General features: G+C 31.5%; 19 protein-coding genes. 5 read left to right on the top strand and 14 right to left on the bottom strand.

What is annotated here, in order from left to right:
• Nucleotides 1–727: 727 nt before the first annotated feature.
• Nucleotides 728–1,138, top strand: coding sequence for a hypothetical protein (locus MKX14_RS07650; RefSeq protein ID WP_240282196.1), 411 nt, complete (start codon nucleotides 728–730; stop codon nucleotides 1,136–1,138).
• A gap of 218 nt (nucleotides 1,139–1,356) precedes the next feature.
• On the opposite strand, the gene MKX14_RS07645 is transcribed toward MKX14_RS07650, so the two are convergent.
• Entirely contained in the window at nucleotides 1,357–1,974 is a 618-nt protein-coding gene (locus MKX14_RS07645; protein WP_240282195.1) for a hypothetical protein, read from the bottom strand.
• Nucleotides 1,975–2,298: 324 nt separating this feature from the next.
• Between MKX14_RS07645 and MKX14_RS07640 the strand changes: the two genes are divergently transcribed.
• From MKX14_RS07640 to MKX14_RS07625, 4 genes are read left to right on the top strand one after another with little or no spacing between them, the layout of a single operon-like run.
• Nucleotides 2,299–2,727, top strand: coding sequence for a PAAR domain-containing protein (locus tag MKX14_RS07640; protein WP_240282194.1), 429 nt, complete (start codon nucleotides 2,299–2,301; stop codon nucleotides 2,725–2,727).
• Nucleotides 2,728–2,744: 17 nt separating this feature from the next.
• Entirely contained in the window at nucleotides 2,745–3,287 is a 543-nt protein-coding gene (locus MKX14_RS07635) for a PAAR domain-containing protein (RefSeq protein WP_240282193.1), read from the top strand.
• Entirely contained in the window at nucleotides 3,265–3,930 is a 666-nt protein-coding gene (locus MKX14_RS07630; protein ID WP_240282192.1) for a zinc protease, read from the top strand. Before MKX14_RS07635 ends, MKX14_RS07630 begins: the two co-directional genes overlap by 23 nt.
• Nucleotide 3,931: 1 nt before the next feature.
• A complete protein-coding gene (locus MKX14_RS07625; protein ID WP_240282191.1) occupies nucleotides 3,932–4,387 on the top strand; it encodes an NF045616 family extracytoplasmic (lipo)protein in 456 nt (151 codons plus the stop codon).
• Nucleotides 4,388–4,813: 426 nt separating this feature from the next.
• Here the strand turns inward: MKX14_RS07625 and MKX14_RS07620 are convergent, their stop codons facing one another.
• The 13 genes from MKX14_RS07620 to MKX14_RS07555 form a co-directional block, all read right to left on the bottom strand.
• Nucleotides 4,814–5,419, bottom strand: coding sequence for a hypothetical protein (locus MKX14_RS07620; RefSeq protein ID WP_240282190.1), 606 nt, complete (start codon nucleotides 5,417–5,419; stop codon nucleotides 4,814–4,816).
• Nucleotides 5,420–5,571: 152 nt separating this feature from the next.
• Nucleotides 5,572–6,795: a DUF3800 domain-containing protein gene (locus MKX14_RS07615; protein ID WP_240282189.1), complete on the bottom strand. Its 1,224-nt coding sequence runs from the start codon at nucleotides 6,793–6,795 to the stop codon at nucleotides 5,572–5,574.
• A gap of 678 nt (nucleotides 6,796–7,473) precedes the next feature.
• The gene (locus MKX14_RS07610; RefSeq protein WP_240282188.1) at nucleotides 7,474–7,956 is read right to left on the bottom strand and encodes a hypothetical protein; all 483 of its coding nucleotides are present in this window, start codon (nucleotides 7,954–7,956) and stop codon (nucleotides 7,474–7,476) included.
• A gap of 15 nt (nucleotides 7,957–7,971) precedes the next feature.
• The gene (locus MKX14_RS07605; RefSeq protein WP_240282187.1) at nucleotides 7,972–8,430 is read right to left on the bottom strand and encodes a hypothetical protein; all 459 of its coding nucleotides are present in this window, start codon (nucleotides 8,428–8,430) and stop codon (nucleotides 7,972–7,974) included.
• Between the two features lie 21 nt (nucleotides 8,431–8,451).
• A complete protein-coding gene (locus MKX14_RS07600) occupies nucleotides 8,452–9,270 on the bottom strand; it encodes a caspase family protein (protein ID WP_240282186.1) in 819 nt (272 codons plus the stop codon).
• A 2-nt stretch (nucleotides 9,271–9,272) separates the two neighbouring features.
• On the bottom strand, nucleotides 9,273–9,629 hold the full coding sequence (locus MKX14_RS07595) for a hypothetical protein (RefSeq protein WP_240282185.1): 357 nt from the start codon (nucleotides 9,627–9,629) through the stop codon (nucleotides 9,273–9,275).
• Between the two features lie 28 nt (nucleotides 9,630–9,657).
• Nucleotides 9,658–10,221 carry a hypothetical protein gene (locus tag MKX14_RS07590; protein WP_240282184.1) on the bottom strand — a complete coding sequence of 188 codons (564 nt, stop codon included), beginning with the start codon at nucleotides 10,219–10,221 and terminating at the stop codon, nucleotides 9,658–9,660.
• 272 nt (nucleotides 10,222–10,493) lie between these two features.
• On the bottom strand, nucleotides 10,494–10,871 hold the full coding sequence (locus tag MKX14_RS07580) for a hypothetical protein (protein WP_240282183.1): 378 nt from the start codon (nucleotides 10,869–10,871) through the stop codon (nucleotides 10,494–10,496).
• Between the two features lie 81 nt (nucleotides 10,872–10,952).
• Entirely contained in the window at nucleotides 10,953–11,276 is a 324-nt protein-coding gene (locus MKX14_RS07575; protein WP_240282182.1) for a hypothetical protein, read from the bottom strand.
• A gap of 69 nt (nucleotides 11,277–11,345) precedes the next feature.
• On the bottom strand, nucleotides 11,346–11,747 hold the full coding sequence (locus tag MKX14_RS07570; RefSeq protein WP_240282181.1) for a hypothetical protein: 402 nt from the start codon (nucleotides 11,745–11,747) through the stop codon (nucleotides 11,346–11,348).
• A gap of 207 nt (nucleotides 11,748–11,954) precedes the next feature.
• Nucleotides 11,955–13,094, bottom strand: a complete 1,140-nt coding sequence (locus MKX14_RS07565) for a helix-turn-helix transcriptional regulator (RefSeq protein WP_240282180.1) — start codon at nucleotides 13,092–13,094, stop codon at nucleotides 11,955–11,957.
• Between the two features lie 122 nt (nucleotides 13,095–13,216).
• Nucleotides 13,217–14,392: a helix-turn-helix transcriptional regulator gene (locus MKX14_RS07560; protein ID WP_430622873.1), complete on the bottom strand. Its 1,176-nt coding sequence runs from the start codon at nucleotides 14,390–14,392 to the stop codon at nucleotides 13,217–13,219.
• 482 nt (nucleotides 14,393–14,874) lie between these two features.
• Complete coding sequence (locus tag MKX14_RS07555) at nucleotides 14,875–16,695, bottom strand: hypothetical protein (protein ID WP_240282178.1); 1,821 nt, start codon at nucleotides 16,693–16,695, stop codon at nucleotides 14,875–14,877.
• Between the last annotated feature and the right edge of the window lie 9 nt (nucleotides 16,696–16,704).

Genomic DNA, 16,704 nt, shown 5'->3' with positions numbered 1-16,704 from the left:
CACCTTCCATTCATTGTTGCAAACTAACTAAAATCCAATTAAATCACCATAAAATCAGAGCAACAATGAATGGAAGGCATCAACGACTGTTAAAATTTTATTAGTAATGAGAGTAACAGAGGCGATAAGGGCTCTCATAATCTTGTATACGATTTAATCCTGAAGTAGATACTCGACCACAAATAACTCCCCCTTAAAACGGAGTATATAGGGGTACGGGGGCAAAAATCAGGTATCGCCCGTGTTTATTACCCATACACTTAGGCTATATCATACCTAGGTCTTTGATCTAAGAACATAACATATTCTATATTGCGCTCATTTCACTTCAGAGCAACTTTAAAATAATGGCATTAATGATATATCAAACACCACTAAATGGCTGTATGAAGCTTATAGTGCTTACAATATGTATATTAGTTTCCACTCTTAGTTGATCATAAAAATTCTATCAATTTGACATCTCCACACCACTAATATATATTAGATCTTAATAAAAATAATTCCCTATGATTTCACATCTTCTATCATTCCAACATCTTTATCTAAAAATAGCCCATATCTCAGTTAGTATAAAAACCCATTCAATACTGTAAAAGCCCCACCATATATGCTTTTCATAGTAGTTCATCTATGACGTGTATTATATAGATATATATACTTCTTATATCTATTCCTTCTACACCTCAACACTCACCAATAAACTAATAATTAAGAGAAATTATAAATGATTAATCCAAAATACCTATTAAAAACCACAACATTCAAAGGATATGAAGTAAACCCACATTACTCACTAAGAAAGAGTTCATTAGAAACCATACACTCTTCAATGCTTTGGTCTTTAAAGAACATATCAAAACCTAGAGCAATGCACATCACTATAGGACTTACAGACAAGGATACTTTTAGCATTGAGAAGTTTAATCGCCGTCTAAAAGCTAAGTTTAAAGATGAAGGCTTAGTACATCTCTATAGCTTTGAACTATCAGAAAATGATAACCATCACTTACATTGCATGTTCATCTACAATGCTGAAGTACATCGTAGCTACTACACTGTTTATAAGATGATATATGAATGTGCTATGTTGGATGGAGTGAGAAAAGAAGAACTAATAATCGAACGGACAAGCTAATGAAGTTAGATGGACTATTGCTTATCAAGAAGGTAAGAACTTCCCTGTACATTACTTAAGAACGGAAGAACAATTCATAGATGCAATGTACAGATATAGTTACTTAGCTAAAGTTGATGATAAAGAAGGTATAAGACATAAAGGTTTTGGAGTTATTAAAATACCTACTAAAAACATAAAATAAACTATAATTTAAATGAATAAAGAGTTAAGCCAATTTATTTATAGATAAGATAACTTCTTGATGCTTCGCTTAATTCTTCATTTAATTTAAAAATATATGATCTATGTTGATCGATATAACCAAGAAGATCCCCTACAGTTGAATTCTGATTTTCAATTATATTTTGCATACCTACTACTATTCTCATTATAAATAAATCATATTTTACCTTAACTTTTTGATAGTCATTATCTCTAGTTATTACAAACAATAGATGACTGCTAGAGATAGTGAGAGAATTGTGATCTGTAAAATCTTTCATACGTTGATTTATTTTAGGAATTAGCTCATCTCTTAATTTTTCAGTACCATCCCTCCTTCTCATTAATGCACACAAAAATGCTAAAAGTCTTAAATCTTCGTTTAGGTTAACAATTACATCTTTAGCTTGTAACGAATATGTAGTTTTATTATGCTGCTCTTTCCAATCAGTAAATAATATAACTGCTGCATAAGGAGCTAGTATACTCATTACTATTGAAAATACATCTTTTACAAAAGAAACATTTACACTACTTCTATCCCATAAGTAAGCAATTCCACAAATAGTGATACTTATAACCATACAGATTACAAATGCTACTATAATTTTATTAACTAGCTCTTTTTTCATACAATTAATTTACTAAAAGTAGATATATCGAAGATGTTAAATTATGCACTGAATTACTACTGACATACCATATCAAACACATTAATTTATTTAAAAATTAATATTATTTTCAATATCTTAATGAAAAATTAAATTTTATGCGAAAGTTCAGTAATGCTCCTACATCATATAGTACTAATAGCATCTTAAAATATATTCCCCCTCTCACCGAAGACAATAAAATACTACTCCTCTAACACCAATATTATTATTTACATATAACTTATTTTTTAATTTGAGAGAGTTTTGATATTATTGAATTGAATAACGAGAACTGGAAACATAATGACAAGTCCTATTTTTTTAAAAGACCTTCCTATTGAACAATTAGAAAAGCTTTCAGAAAATGATATTCAAAAAATTTCTAATGCTGAACAACTCTATTGGAATAACAAACCTCATACTATCTACCATGTTGCTGTACATGGTGCTAAATCTAAGAATGGTGGTTTAGTTAATGCATCTTCTAATGTAGGAAAAATTGGTGGTTCATCTATCGCTCGTGTTGGTGATGAAGTCATTTATGCAGATGGTACAACCTCTAAGATTATCTCTGGTGCTGGTTCTGCATGTGTTGTTGATGGCTCACCCGTAGCATTAGTAGGGAGTCGCTTAGAAAATGGTGATGAAATTATTGATAGTCCTAATACTACTATCGCTATCAGAATTTACAAAGATCAGCCCATACCTAAAAACTTTTTGAGTCATGACTAATTTTTAAGGAGTAGAACATGGCTAAAGGTTTTGCAATTCACAATGCTATTACTGATCATGGTGGAGTTATTCCATCTACTCAAATGAGAACTTCTCAAATGGGAAACTTATTTGTTAGAGCTGGTGATGGTCATATGTGTCCTAAATGCAGGTGTTGGTCTGTAGTTATCAAAAGCCATGACCATATCATTATGGATGGTAAGCCAGTAGCGTATGCAGGTGATAAGCTATCATGTGGAGCGACTATTCAACCACAACAGTCTCATGTTGTTGGTGATAGCGGTAGTCCTTATTCTCGCGCAACCTCACAAACTAATAATAAGGATAATTTTGTTGACTCACATGACTATGGCCAAAGATATTTACTGATTGATGAAATAACAGCAGCCCCTCTAAGCAATGTATGCTATGAAATTTATAAATCAGGTGCTCTTTGTACTCACGGAAAAACTGATGATCAAGGATATACAGAAGTAGTTACAAGTAAAAATGAAGAAGAAATTGAAATAGTTATACATTCTGAAGAGGGAGACCATAATGGCTATTGTTGCAAAGGATAAAAGCAAATTACCAAAAAGAATAGGAGATGAATATCAGATCAAACAAGTTAAAGTTAGTTCTCAACGTTCTTTAACTGCTCGTGAAATTACACTTGCGAGAGAAGTCTTTAAAGATTCCATTGACTATTCAAAAGTAAAAATTATTAATGGCGGTTTACTAGGAATGCCAAATGCTAGTAAAAATGCTATGACCCCTTTTGGAAGTATTCATCTACCTAGTGAAGATTACAATGCCACAAAAGATTTTGGACTGGATAATGTCGATGCAACACTAAAAATTTGGTTTATCCATGAAATGACACATGTATGGCAATACCAACATGGCTTTAATAATGCACGTGCAGGAATTAACACAGGAATTAATGGAGGATACACACAGAGAAGTTTAGCTTATGAGTATAGCTTAGCTGACAAAAGTAAAAAATTTAATGAGTACAATATGGAACAACAAGCTGAAATTGTTTCACACTATTTTGATGCTACCCATACATACCAAACTATTCACAATAGCCCACGTCTTCATAAACAAAATGTTATGAATCTGCCTAACCTCCGACAAGTTTTATCTGAATTTTTAGTCAACCCAGATAACAAACAATTAGTTTCATTATCTAGGGGTCAGGAAAACTACTGGTTTAAATAATATGAATAAATCTCTTTTTATACTAATTAGCTTATGCTTCTCACAGCAAGTTTTTGCAATGAGCAAAGAATATTCAGGTGGAGATGTCTACATAACAATAAAAGATAGTTCTCCATGTTTTTATATAAACAATAAAAACATAAGTGGGGATTACGACATTACACTTTATGAACGAAATATTAATTCTGGTCTTTATAAAATTAGTAGTATTTCATCAATATTAGCCTCTAAAAGATATCCAGACAAAAAAAATTGTATTACAACAAATGAAATAAAAGATAATTTCAAGTATAAAAATAACACTCCATATTTGGTGGTTCTAGAAACTAATAGATTTAGCTTTGGTAAAGATTTTTGCGTTGATTCAGCAACTAAAACTATTCAAGATTTCTCGAACACCTGTAAAGTGAAAAATTTATCTTTGTGGGAAAAAATTCTTAATTTATTTGGCTTTTAATAATTTTCTATTAAAATGAGATAGAAATGCCATGAAAAACTAAAAGTGAAAACACTAGTTTTTACAGCAACTTAAACACCAATCAATAGATTATTGATTACTTTTATTAATATAAAATACAGATGGTTCAGTATTGAAAACCAATAGATTATTTTATATACTATGTACGTATTTAAAGTTTATAGCTCTTCATTTCCCCAAGTGAAGAGCTTTTTTTATTTTTCAATTGAACTACTATCAGTCATAAAAATTAAAGTTCATTCCTCATTTGAATAATTTTTCCTTTAATAAATTTAATAACTTTAACAATCCACTCTGGCGTTAAAAAGTAAATATCTGTGAGATTCTCATCAATATAATCTTTATTTCTATTATTAAACTTAATTCCACTCAATTGATAAAATAGAATATTAAACTCTCTTAATTTTACCATTTCAATATATATGGGCTAAATTCCTCTTTTGCATCAAGGTGCAGTTCTATAAATTTACTATATATATCTTTCAAATAGTAAGTAATTTTAAAAACCTCTTTTGTTAGTTCATCAAAATCTAGATTTTCATCGCCTAATGCTAATTTATATAGGCTTAATTCATTTTGTATATCATCATAAATAGTTATCAGAATATTAACTTGATCAAAAAATTGAACTTCTAGTTTTAAAAGATATTCTTGAAGCTCAAGAAAGCTAGTTTTATTATAGATTCTTCCCAAATGACTATAGCTACGGTCCAATCTTAACCGTTGCAATGTTGTGTTAAACTTTCCAACTAAACTATATGCATTCGACAAGTGATCTAAAGCTTTTTGGTGTTTTACCTGATCTTTCCAAACATCAATTATGAAGAACGCAGCAACGGGAGCATAGAGAGTAGCAGTCCATCCTAAGATACCAGCTATAGTCGCCCCTCTTTCACCATCATCAAGTTTCCCTATAATAACCGCATAGACAAAGAATCCAACGGCTACTAAAAAAATGTAAAGCAGAAACAAAGCGACCAATCTACTAAATGTATTTGTTTTTGTACTCATATTCCATAAATTTTATACAGCTATAAACTCATGATACATTCTACTATTATTGCGCTAGAATGTTATACACTCTTAAATAACAAATTAAATTCTAAAAACTGAAAAAATATGTATGTGCATATATTAAAAAATTATGCACATTCATATAAAGACTAAGATTCATTCTTATCACAAAAATAACATACTAATTCATCAAACCTTTTTCTACTATCTAATGGAATAGTAGTTAATTGATTAACATTGCTTATAAGAAGTGACTTTTGATGTATATTACAAAACATTATCAATGTATTTCTTTGCTTTTCGGTGAAGTTCTTATCCATTATTTCCAACATATCTTTCCAGTTTTCTACATCAACCTTAGATTTATCACAAAATAAATAAATTTCCTTTATAAATCCGACTATTATATCTGAAATCTGTAAAATAAAATTTTTCTTAGAGTCTGAAAAGTTAAATTTTACTTTAGAGAGATCACCCAATACACTTCCTTTTTTAAAACTTTTCTTATCTTTTTTCTTATAATTAAAAAGATCAGTTTGTATATCATATTCATTATCCAAAATATGAACTGATTTTGGATAATCTAACAATCTTGAGAAGTAAACAAATGTAAGGCTATCTAACAAACAGTATTCTTTTTTTGGGGCATCAAGTGAAAAATAAAAATCATTTGCATCTAAAATTCTTTCTAAAGGTTTAAGATAATCACATTCAATATCTGTTAATTTGTTATTCTTCAAATAATTATCTAATTGCGCCTTAACTAATATCCGAAGTTTATCTACATCGACTTTATTTATATCTGGAAAATTTAACTCATGAAGCTTTACGAAAAAATTTAATTGATCATATCGTACTACTTTATCAAATAAGTTCTTTAAACCAAGATGAAATTCAGAAACTTTTGAATTTAATAAAATTGTTTCAGGTAGGCGGTTTTCATACAGCTCTATTTCTTTAATTAGTTGATCCGACTCAACAATATCAATAAATATATAATATATCAAATCAATTGATGAGTAGTGAATATACACTTTGTTTTTCAACATCCATTTGAATAAAATATTTAGCTTGTTACTATTAAGTAATTTTTTAATTTTTTCAACATTTTCACCTTTACCACCATTTGAAAATTCACTAAATTTTAATTCATTATTTATACCATCAAGTTTAACCTTATTGTCATCAAAAAAACTTATAAATGACTTCTTCAATCTAACACAATTAACATTATATTTAAAAAAAACTCCACCAATAACAAAAAGTGTATTAATATCATTTAAACCATTATCCTTATTTACATTTAAAGATAATTTTCTAACATTATTGGTTTCATCAAAAAATAAATACAGCTTATCTTGACATGGTTCCATGAGGAATTTAGGTATCATTTTTATTACTTCAATTAAAAAAACTATTATTCTATATAAAATATAACTTTTCAGCTTAATACGACAAAAGTATATATAAATATTTTAAAAAAATTAATCTGAGGAGTCTACCTAGTTTGATTTTCCTCTTTCTAAAACTAAATACTATCTCTCACTCATCAAACATTTCGTGAAAGTTCATGACATATTCAGTAGTATTATTGCCTGTAGATGCATTCTAATAACCAAAATCTGTGCTTGACCTAATAATTCAAATCCATAAGAGTAGTTTTTTCTTTAAATTTTAAATTCGGATCCCAATAGTCAATATCACGTAAAACTCTTTCACCACTTGTTAAGCAGCTTACTTGGACAGAGTAACTAACATCAAAGAAGCAGTTTGGGTAATAAGTATCTAAAATGAATCCACATCTTTGTTCATATTCCCATGCATAAGAACAATCTGTACCCTCTTCACATGGATTCTGTACTCTACTTTTGTCTTCAAAGTTACTTGGATGCTTTAGACAATCACGTAACGCTTCTTGAGGGCTAGCAATGAGAACTCGGTTACATGTGGACCAATTGGTTCTACGATAAATTTTAGGTGTAGGTTTCTTCATTCTGAAATTATATTGTTGAATAAGCTTTTAGAGATAGGTTTATGCAACAAGACCTAATTCAATCCCAAAGACAATTAAAATACTTTACAAACAGCTCACGTCCTTGCTGCCGTTTTTGTACATCGAGATGTTCCCATCGGTTTTTACGTTCTTTATAAGCCTCTATATCCTGCTTAGTAAAATCAGCTTTAGGAATTTTGAGTACTTTGATTGGAATGCAGTCATCAAAGCTATTTTTTCGCTCCACATCTTCAATCATTTTTAATTCATAAATACTCGGTTCAATTTCGTCATATTCCTGTTGTGGTGAAAAAGCATAGATCATTTGATCTAAAGTTTCTTCCCATACTTGTCTTGTTTCTTCGATTACTGTGCCCAATGGATGCTCTACCGTACTTGCAGTTAAAAAGAAAGATGGCGTACCCTGTCGTTTTGATTGTTTAAACTGCACCAAGCCTATATAAATAATTTTGGCTAAATGGGTATCTAAATCCCAGACTTCCTTTTGGGAAAATCGAATCTTTCCTTTTTGTATAAACATTTTGTGTAGTTATCTCTATTTTTTAAAAATTTCCTTGAACTGAGCATTTTCAACAAGATAGTATACTGTTTCACACTTTTCTTGATCCCCATAACGACTACCCACAGCAATGATTAAACGGTTATCTTTTTTAAAAAAAATATCATTTTGTTTAAAGCCTTTTTCTTTACTATAACAATCAGCAAAGGTATGGGGAAATATAAAGCTCTGCCCTGTTTTCGCATTGTAGGCGATAGCAAAGCTACATCCTCCACCGCAACCGACAGTTTCCATGACATAGTGCCCTGCAAAGTTGGGCTGTTGTTGTGACATTTGTTTAAATAAAGTTCGATATTTTTGACTTTGCGCAGTCAGTTTTAATGGCTGATTTTTACCTACATAGGCTGGTGCAGGATAATCCTGAAAAGTTGTATTTTTGGCGTACGTAGAAAAACTAAATATCAAAATTAAAAGGCTTATATAAAGTTTCATCATTGTGTCTCCCCACTCTAATTTTTATTGAACTTTCTTAAACCGTAGATTACCAGCACATCGGTCTATATAGGGTGTTTGTCGTCTATTAAAAGCGTGTTTAGCAATCATTGGAATAGCTGCTGCAACATACTGGGCAAGTTCATTACTTTCGATAAAACTATTTTTATTGGTATCTGCGATTCCAGAGAAAGCATCAAGTACCGTATAGGTAAATAGGCTATGCCCTCTAAATTCTTCATCAATTGCATAACGCCCAGCAGTTAGTATCATGCCTGATTTACACGTTTTGATATTGTGAGTGGTAAATAGGTCAGTCGTTTTCATAACTGAATCACTCATGGGTGTATCAATTAAAATAAGCTTGTATGCCGTAGGAATATTTGCGATCAAGTTTTTTAGTTGCGTAGCACTTAAGCCTGTACTTTGTAATTGTTTTGCTGAAAAATCTTTTGTTTTTGAGGTGAGTAAATAATATTCTTCATCCACACGATCAGCCTCACCTGCAATAAACATAACAAATGTATCTATGGGTTTTATCTTAGATTTCACATCCTCAAAAGCCTGCTGGATAGAAGTATGTGAAGTTTGTTCAGGTTGATTTAAAAGTTTAATATTTCCTTCTGTATAGGTATATCCAACTTGTGCTTTTAGTTTTTGATAGATAGTATTTGCATCTTTTTTTGCGAATTTTGAAGAAAAATTAACTTTTGGATATTCTCCAATACCGATCACAATCGCATAAAGTTTTGGCTTTTTTTCTAATGATGGACTGGCATAAAGTAAGCCATTTATACAAAATACTGAAATGATTAATAAAACTCTTTTAAATAGATTTCTCATCTCTAATTTGTACTTTTTTCATTTGAGTTGGGCATACAATGATTTTCTCTTTCTAAAATCAATTGATCATAATCTTTTTTCATAGATTTAAATTGATCTAGCGTTCTATGATAATCCAAGAGGATATTTCCATACTTGGCAGTAGGTGTTGCGGCACTTCTCAGACTTTTCAGCAACTCCGTTATAGTCATTTTCTTTTCATCTAATGCTGCTTCCATTTTTTCCAATTTAAGTGTTACAACATCACACGCCTGACTTGGATCAAATGCAAAAATATCGCTTCTTTGGATATTGGAATCTGCATAAATAAAATTACTTATGAGAGTCAATATAATTATTAGTAAAGGTTTCATACTCATATAATGAAGATATCCAATATCATAGAGTTCACTTCTTCTCTTCGCCTGATGGAGCTGTATTAGAACTTTCTATTGCTAGATCAGTTTTTTGCCCCACCTGTGCAGATGCAGTAATTAATGTATTAACTAATGTTTTAAGGTCACTGTTAGACAATTGACCATTTACATATAGCTGGCATAATCCAAACATACCAATTGAAAGATAGCTTGTTCGCTCTGTATTTGTTTTCAATTGAACAATTTTACTCACTGTATTAATTGCTGCTAATTTATCATCTGCGGTAACATTTGGAGATGCAGCAACACCACTAATTATTTCCAAGAGTTTATTACTTACACTTACGCTTATATCTTCATTATGAAAAACATCAGCTCCTTGAATACATCCTTTACCCTCTTTATTAATTACCGCAGCATTATTTTTTGGACTCCAAACATATATTGTAGAACCATCAGTGGCATTACTTTTTGGATTACTTAAGTTCACAAAACTAACGTGTGGTTTAGTTTCTCCATGTGAAAGTTGATGATAACTACATCCCGAAAAACTTAACACACTTAAAATTGCAATCCAAACCATTAACTTTTCCATTTTTTATTATCCTTGAACAAATAATCTAAAATTAAAACCCTTTATTTTCAAATTTAGTACATATTCCTCTATATAAAAGTTGAGAAAAAGCAAAATAAAATGATTGTAAAATACGAGTTTTGATCGAACAGATTAATAGTTAATTGAAAAAAATTAGAATATTAAGTGAATACTATCAAAATAGACGGAAAAGAATCGGTTTACACATCAAGTTAATTGCTGCAATGATAAACTGAATCAACTTGCAATAACGACTTGCGCAATAGGTCTAATTAATCATTTAAACTTTTGACATAATCGGAAAAATTCTGCATATCAGAATTACTCACGACAAGACCTTTATTTTTTAGAAATTTAATGCCTTTTTCTCTCCCCTCTATCGCCTCATCATCATCACCTACTTTATCACTATCATAACCATAACAAGATGTTTTTCCTGGTTTATTGATACTTAAAGCAAATTGTCGACCTAGTTCTATGGTATTGATATCATCACGACTTTTATTCACGGTTCTAACTGGAGAAAAATAGGCTCGTGATGTATCAGCAGTGATATGCATACAATAAAAGTAATATATATTTCCTGCATAAACATTGCCAAACATTGCACTCAAAACACCAATCAAAATTAGTTTTGATATTTCCTTCATTTATTAACCTCAGGTTATTTAATTTACAATTTGTAATAACACTTACTTATACAATCTTCTTAAATATTCAAAATATCCACTTCACTCCACAATAACAACTTTCCAATGATTATCCTCTGAAAATTTTATTCCACGATCTCGCCCATCATCCACTTCGGAATAATCACTTCCACCATAACAGGCAGTTCTTCCAGCTCTGCCAATATCTTCTGCATATTTACTTACCAAATCATCATTATTAAATTGATTCATATTTTTTATACTAATAGAACGAACAGGAGAAAAACTTGCTGTTTCCGCCTTAAAATCGAGATGTGAACACCAGACATAATATCGATCTTCCGCATATATATTTTGAAAACCAATACACATCAAAGATAATAAAAAAATATTTGATATTTTCATATTTTCTCTCCTAAAACCACATATTAAAATTAAGCCATTTATTACGAAATAAATGGCTTAAACCCATTCTTAACGTTGACCAGATAAAACATAAGGATTACGTGGTATTTGAGTTGGAGTAAAACGACCTGATGAACCGCCATATGATGGTGTCGGTGTATAACTTGGACTTGAGTATGAGCTACTACCGCTTGAATAGCTGCTTGAGCTAGATGAAGATGAGCGACTGCTACTTGAAGATTTTTCACGATAATCTACATAACAAGTCCAAAAATGCCCGTTATCATCAGGTTCATCACAATAACACCCCCCCACTTGCACAGCACCATAAGGAATTTCGGTACGAGCATCACTACAAGCTAAGGTTTTACTGCTATAATGCGATCCTGTTGCTGTTCCATCATAATCAGAAGCCGTAACTACTCCTGCCATCATTAATACGCTCAAACCCAATAAAATTTGACGTTTCATTTTCCATCTCCTTTTAAAATATACTTCAGTATATTCACTAAAAAATTTCTCAGGCATTCCCAAATGGGAATATCCCCATGCATAAAAATCTAGTTTAACTACAAAAACCAAGCCACTTTCCATAAAACAGTAGTGAAATATTTCCCCTTTACTCTCGACTGCTTTATGGATTTGATTAAAGATCACTAACCAAGATAAAAATGATGACTAAATATGCTCAAACTCAAGCGTGATACTCATCAACAATTGCATCAATTCAGTTTGGGAAGAGCATTCAGTTTTAGCAAAAATATTTTTAATGTAGACACGAATAGAACCATAGGTAATGTCCATTTGTTCGGCAATCTGTTCCAAACTCAGACCATTGACAAATAAATCACAAACTTCCAGTTCACGTTTAGCTAGTTTATATTTTTGGATAAGATAATCTTTAGCTAGATATTGTGGTTGATTGGTTTGAGTCACAAAAATAACGGTCTGTTTTTGATGATACTGTGCGTCTTTTTCTGAAAATGGTAAAACACTCAACATTAATGAGCGATTATCATTATAAAGTGCCAATACTCCCCCCGCTTCATTATTCAGGTCATCATTTTCAAACAAGGCACTACGTATAAGCTGATTTAGTTTTTCCTGAAAAAATTTTAAGGTCTTTAAATTATTATTTTTATCCAATCCTAATATAGATGAATTTTCAAATATTTTTTTTCCAATTGCATTGGTATAACATAAACGATAATCCTGATTTATTAAGATTACGCCTATTTTAAAATGATCTAATACTTGGTAAATATTCTTCTTATCTTCCTGCAATATAGTCATCTGACGATAAATCTGTAATGCTCGACGTAAATGTACGCCTAAACGCTGTAATATCTTTTCTTCCTGTTCGCTATATTCATCTAATTGTGGTGAACGGTGTACCGCAAATACTGCCCAACTATAGGCACTACGCTCTAATAAAACGGCTGCTACATGACTGACATTGGTCGGTTTAGCACATTTTTCGTAAAATATAAATTCATCACTTTCCTCTGGCATTGAAGCATAAGATGCAAAAGTATTAAGTACAGTATCTCCTAGACCTTTTTCCATCCAATACGGTGCATGCAACCGCATATCCAGAACCTTAACGTGCTCATCCTGATAAGCCAGCATACTTTCAGGTGGTATATTGTGGGTAAATACAAAATCATAATTAGGACTTAACTGGTCTGTTGCAGTAAAAATCGCTGTGGTACTTCCTGTAAAGTCAGCAATTTCTGTCAGCACATCCTGCCATAACCCTGGATTTAAGGCAGCCTCATAGATCATGCCAATCACTTTATTTTCTTGTTCGGCCAACATCAGTGTATCCCCCGAATTAAATCGTACACACATTCATGTTAACTGAGTCACATAATTTATACATATCCTCATTTAAGGATGTTTTAAGAAAAATTTAAGCTTTGTTTGAATTAAAGTTATTCCTATTGAAAATCAGAACTTAATCCTATTAAAAAATGCATCAATTCGGCCTGAGAATTACATTCTGTTTTCGTAAAAATATTTCGTAGGTAAGTACGTATTGAACTACGTGTAAGTTCCATTTGTTGTTCAATTTGCTTTAAATTCATACCGTTTACAAACAAATGGCACAGCTCTAATTCTCGTTTTGTTAACTTATATTTTTCCTTTAGATCGTCATTTAATAACTTATAGTGAGTTGATCTCTTATCTTTCGTTAAATTACCTACATTTTTCTCAAAACTAAGCATTACGAGTGGACGAATGCCAAAAAATGACATTTCCTTTTCAGAAGCCAATAGACTCGATGTGAATTTTAAATCCGAATTTGATATTGAAAATAGAATATCTTTACAAGAGTTTAGCTGCTCTTGGTTATAACGGAACATTTCTTCAATTTCATATAAATGATCTGATAATTTAACTTGATCATCTCTGGGTAGAATTAATTTATTATCTTTAGATTGTATATGATTATTGTCTTTCAACAGTTGATCAGCAGCCTGATTGTAATGGATGATTTGACCTGACAAATTTAACAAAATGATCGGTTGACTAAGCTTATCAATCAAATTATACCCAACAATATTATCTATAGAAAACTCAAATAACTCGCGTTTAACCAGCATGATACGTTTCAAATGTGGCATAAGACGATCCAAGAATTCTAGTTCTTGGGAACTTAGTGGTTGACGTTGTTCAGAAGTACTAATACTCCAAAATACGCATAACTTTTCGTCCCAAAGTAGTTCATGGGTAGCAACATATCTTAAATTAATCGGTAATAAGATTTTCTGATATAAATCAGACTGTTTAACAAATTCATCTGTAACGTGTGTATGGCATTGATACCATCCTTCTCGATCTGGATCTAAAAATTTACCCCATCGAGGATCTGCTTCTATTGGATATCTTAAATAATCTAATTCCGCAGCTGCATAATTTTCTAATGGAAAAACACCAACGCCATTACTATAAGATAGAACATTATAAGTGAAATCTATAGCTTGAATATGTACGTACGATACATCTAAGACATTCAAAAGCCTCTTTGAAAAATTGAACCATCCACTTTTATCTAAAGTGATGTTGTAAATGAGCTCACAAAGCTCATTATAGTAATTGTCAAGTAATTCCATTTCTTGCATAAATCAATACCATCAATGACTTACATTATTGTTTTATATCTATTATTTCAAGTAGGCTTTGTTGCACAAAAATTTATAATTTGAAACCTCCCCAACTCACCCAAATTTAAGTTACAACTCGGGTATGAGGTCGGCCTAATTCTGTAAATTTATTGAGTACGACTATACGAGAGCCAATTGGTTATACGATAAATTTTAGGTGTAGGCTTCTTCATTCAGAAATTATATTGCTGAATGAAGAAGCCCTTAACAATAGGTTTGCGCAATAAAGTCCTGAAGGTTCAAGCGCCCTGACATAAAGTTATTTATTTAATTTCAAATACTTATTAAAATAAATAATTTTACCCGAAAGTTCAACACCCTCAATACTAATTCATTTATTTTATTTCAATATGTAAAGTTAGAACCTAATAATTAAAGTTTTAATGCTTGATAAAGTACATCTTCCATCAAGCATTTCCTTAAAAACCAGTTCAAACCAACTCTCGATATTGCATAAACAGCTCATTCAACTCTTTAAAAATTGGCTTCATTCCACTTTCATCGAAATTAATAATAAAGACTTTATTACTATCCAATTTGTTCTCCGAATTTGTTAAACCACCTTTTTTGATACCAGCAATTTGTGATACATGATAGCCAACGGGTTCCGACCATGTTTCTCGCGCATAGATCACATCATTTTTTGTAATAAGAAAGCCATTTGATCCTTTATATATAAGAGCTGTGGAGGCAATAAAAGCTATATCATCTTTAGAAATTTTATATGACTCACAAATCATCTTCCAATCTGCTTCATCTATTTCATCAAATCTTTTAGATACAAAGATTTTTTCATGCTTTCTAAACTCTCTTGAACAATGCTCCTCGATGTATTTTGCCAATGTTATTGAATGCAAAGGTTTAAAATTTGATGTTGATGATTCACATAACTGGACATTATCTTCTAAACCTGAAATTGTCGCAGTCTCACTAACATCTTTTATTGCTGCTTGAGCAAAGTCTTCACTCTTTTTCTCTTTAGCTACTGCCAGAATAGAGAGCATTGCAAGACTAATACTATTAGCATGATCAATTTGGTCTACAGGAATTTGCTCTTTCCCTAGTTGATCTATAGGAGTCTGACCCTTGTCTAGTTGATCTAAAGCAGCTTGTGTTTTATCAAGTTCTGCTTGTAAGAAGCTCTTAGATAAATCTGATTGAATCGATTGATCAACACTGGCTACAACAAGATTATGAGCATCTTTAAACACAATTGTATTTTGCTCTTGAGAGAATTCAATTTCTCCCATTTTCATACCATGAGTATCTTTAATCTCTAGTGCACCGTGACCTGATAAATTATTTTCAATCGTTCCAATTTGATGCCCCTCACTATTCAAAACATTGACATGAAAGCCATCCTTGACCAGCGCAATATGATCTGAACCTACACCAATCTGTACTTTATCTCCAAATGACATAATATTTTCACTACCTGCTTGACCAAACAAGTGATGACTTTGTGACAAAGTTTGATAAAAGCTATCTAAATTGAAATTTGGATTGATGTGACTAGGTACAACGACTGGGGTAACAGGATCAAGAGCAACATGCTCTACACCCACTGGTACATTATTTACAAGGGGTGTCATAACAGGGTTAATTGGTTTAGCTGCTAAAGCTTCTGTTGGCATTGTATGCCCATCAGGTATTACATGACTTTCCACCGCTACAGGTGCATCACCGACAGAAAAGCCTAGTTTCAGAAATGGTAATAAGATTGATATGATCAAAATAGGTGCTTCTGAAAACAACTCTAATATTTTCCCTACCGTATAATCATAGTTCTTGTAAAAGTAATGAATTGCGATTGGAAATAAAATTGTTGGAATAATCAGAAATATCAAGAAAGATTGTGATTTCATCCCTTGTACAAGGATAAATACAGGCAAGAAATAAACAATCAGACCAACCAGAACTACGCGCCAATGCTCAATAAAGTATCCTAATCTCGCGATGAAAAAGAATATTAAGATAGGTATATAAATGATGAGTAAAAATGGAATAGCCGTACAAACCACTCCCAATACGATCATACCAACAATAAGTGCAAAGTTTTTAAACAGAATTTTAAAAATAGAAATTAAAGCAATTAAGAAGAGCCCTATCAAACCATATGTTGGTTCTACTAAGAAACCAACACCCATAATGGATGTATAGAAAATAACAGCACCTAAAAAGACAGGACTATTGATCAATGGTGGCTTTTGAATAATTAAACTAACTGGTTCAACCGCATTTATATCTTTCATAACAACCCC

Origin of the sequence: Acinetobacter pittii (assembly GCF_022449185.1) — a bacterium.
Taxonomy (GTDB): domain Bacteria; phylum Pseudomonadota; class Gammaproteobacteria; order Pseudomonadales; family Moraxellaceae; genus Acinetobacter; species Acinetobacter pittii_I.
Note: the sequence above shows the minus strand (reverse complement) of the source record. Positions and strands in the feature narration are given on the sequence as shown.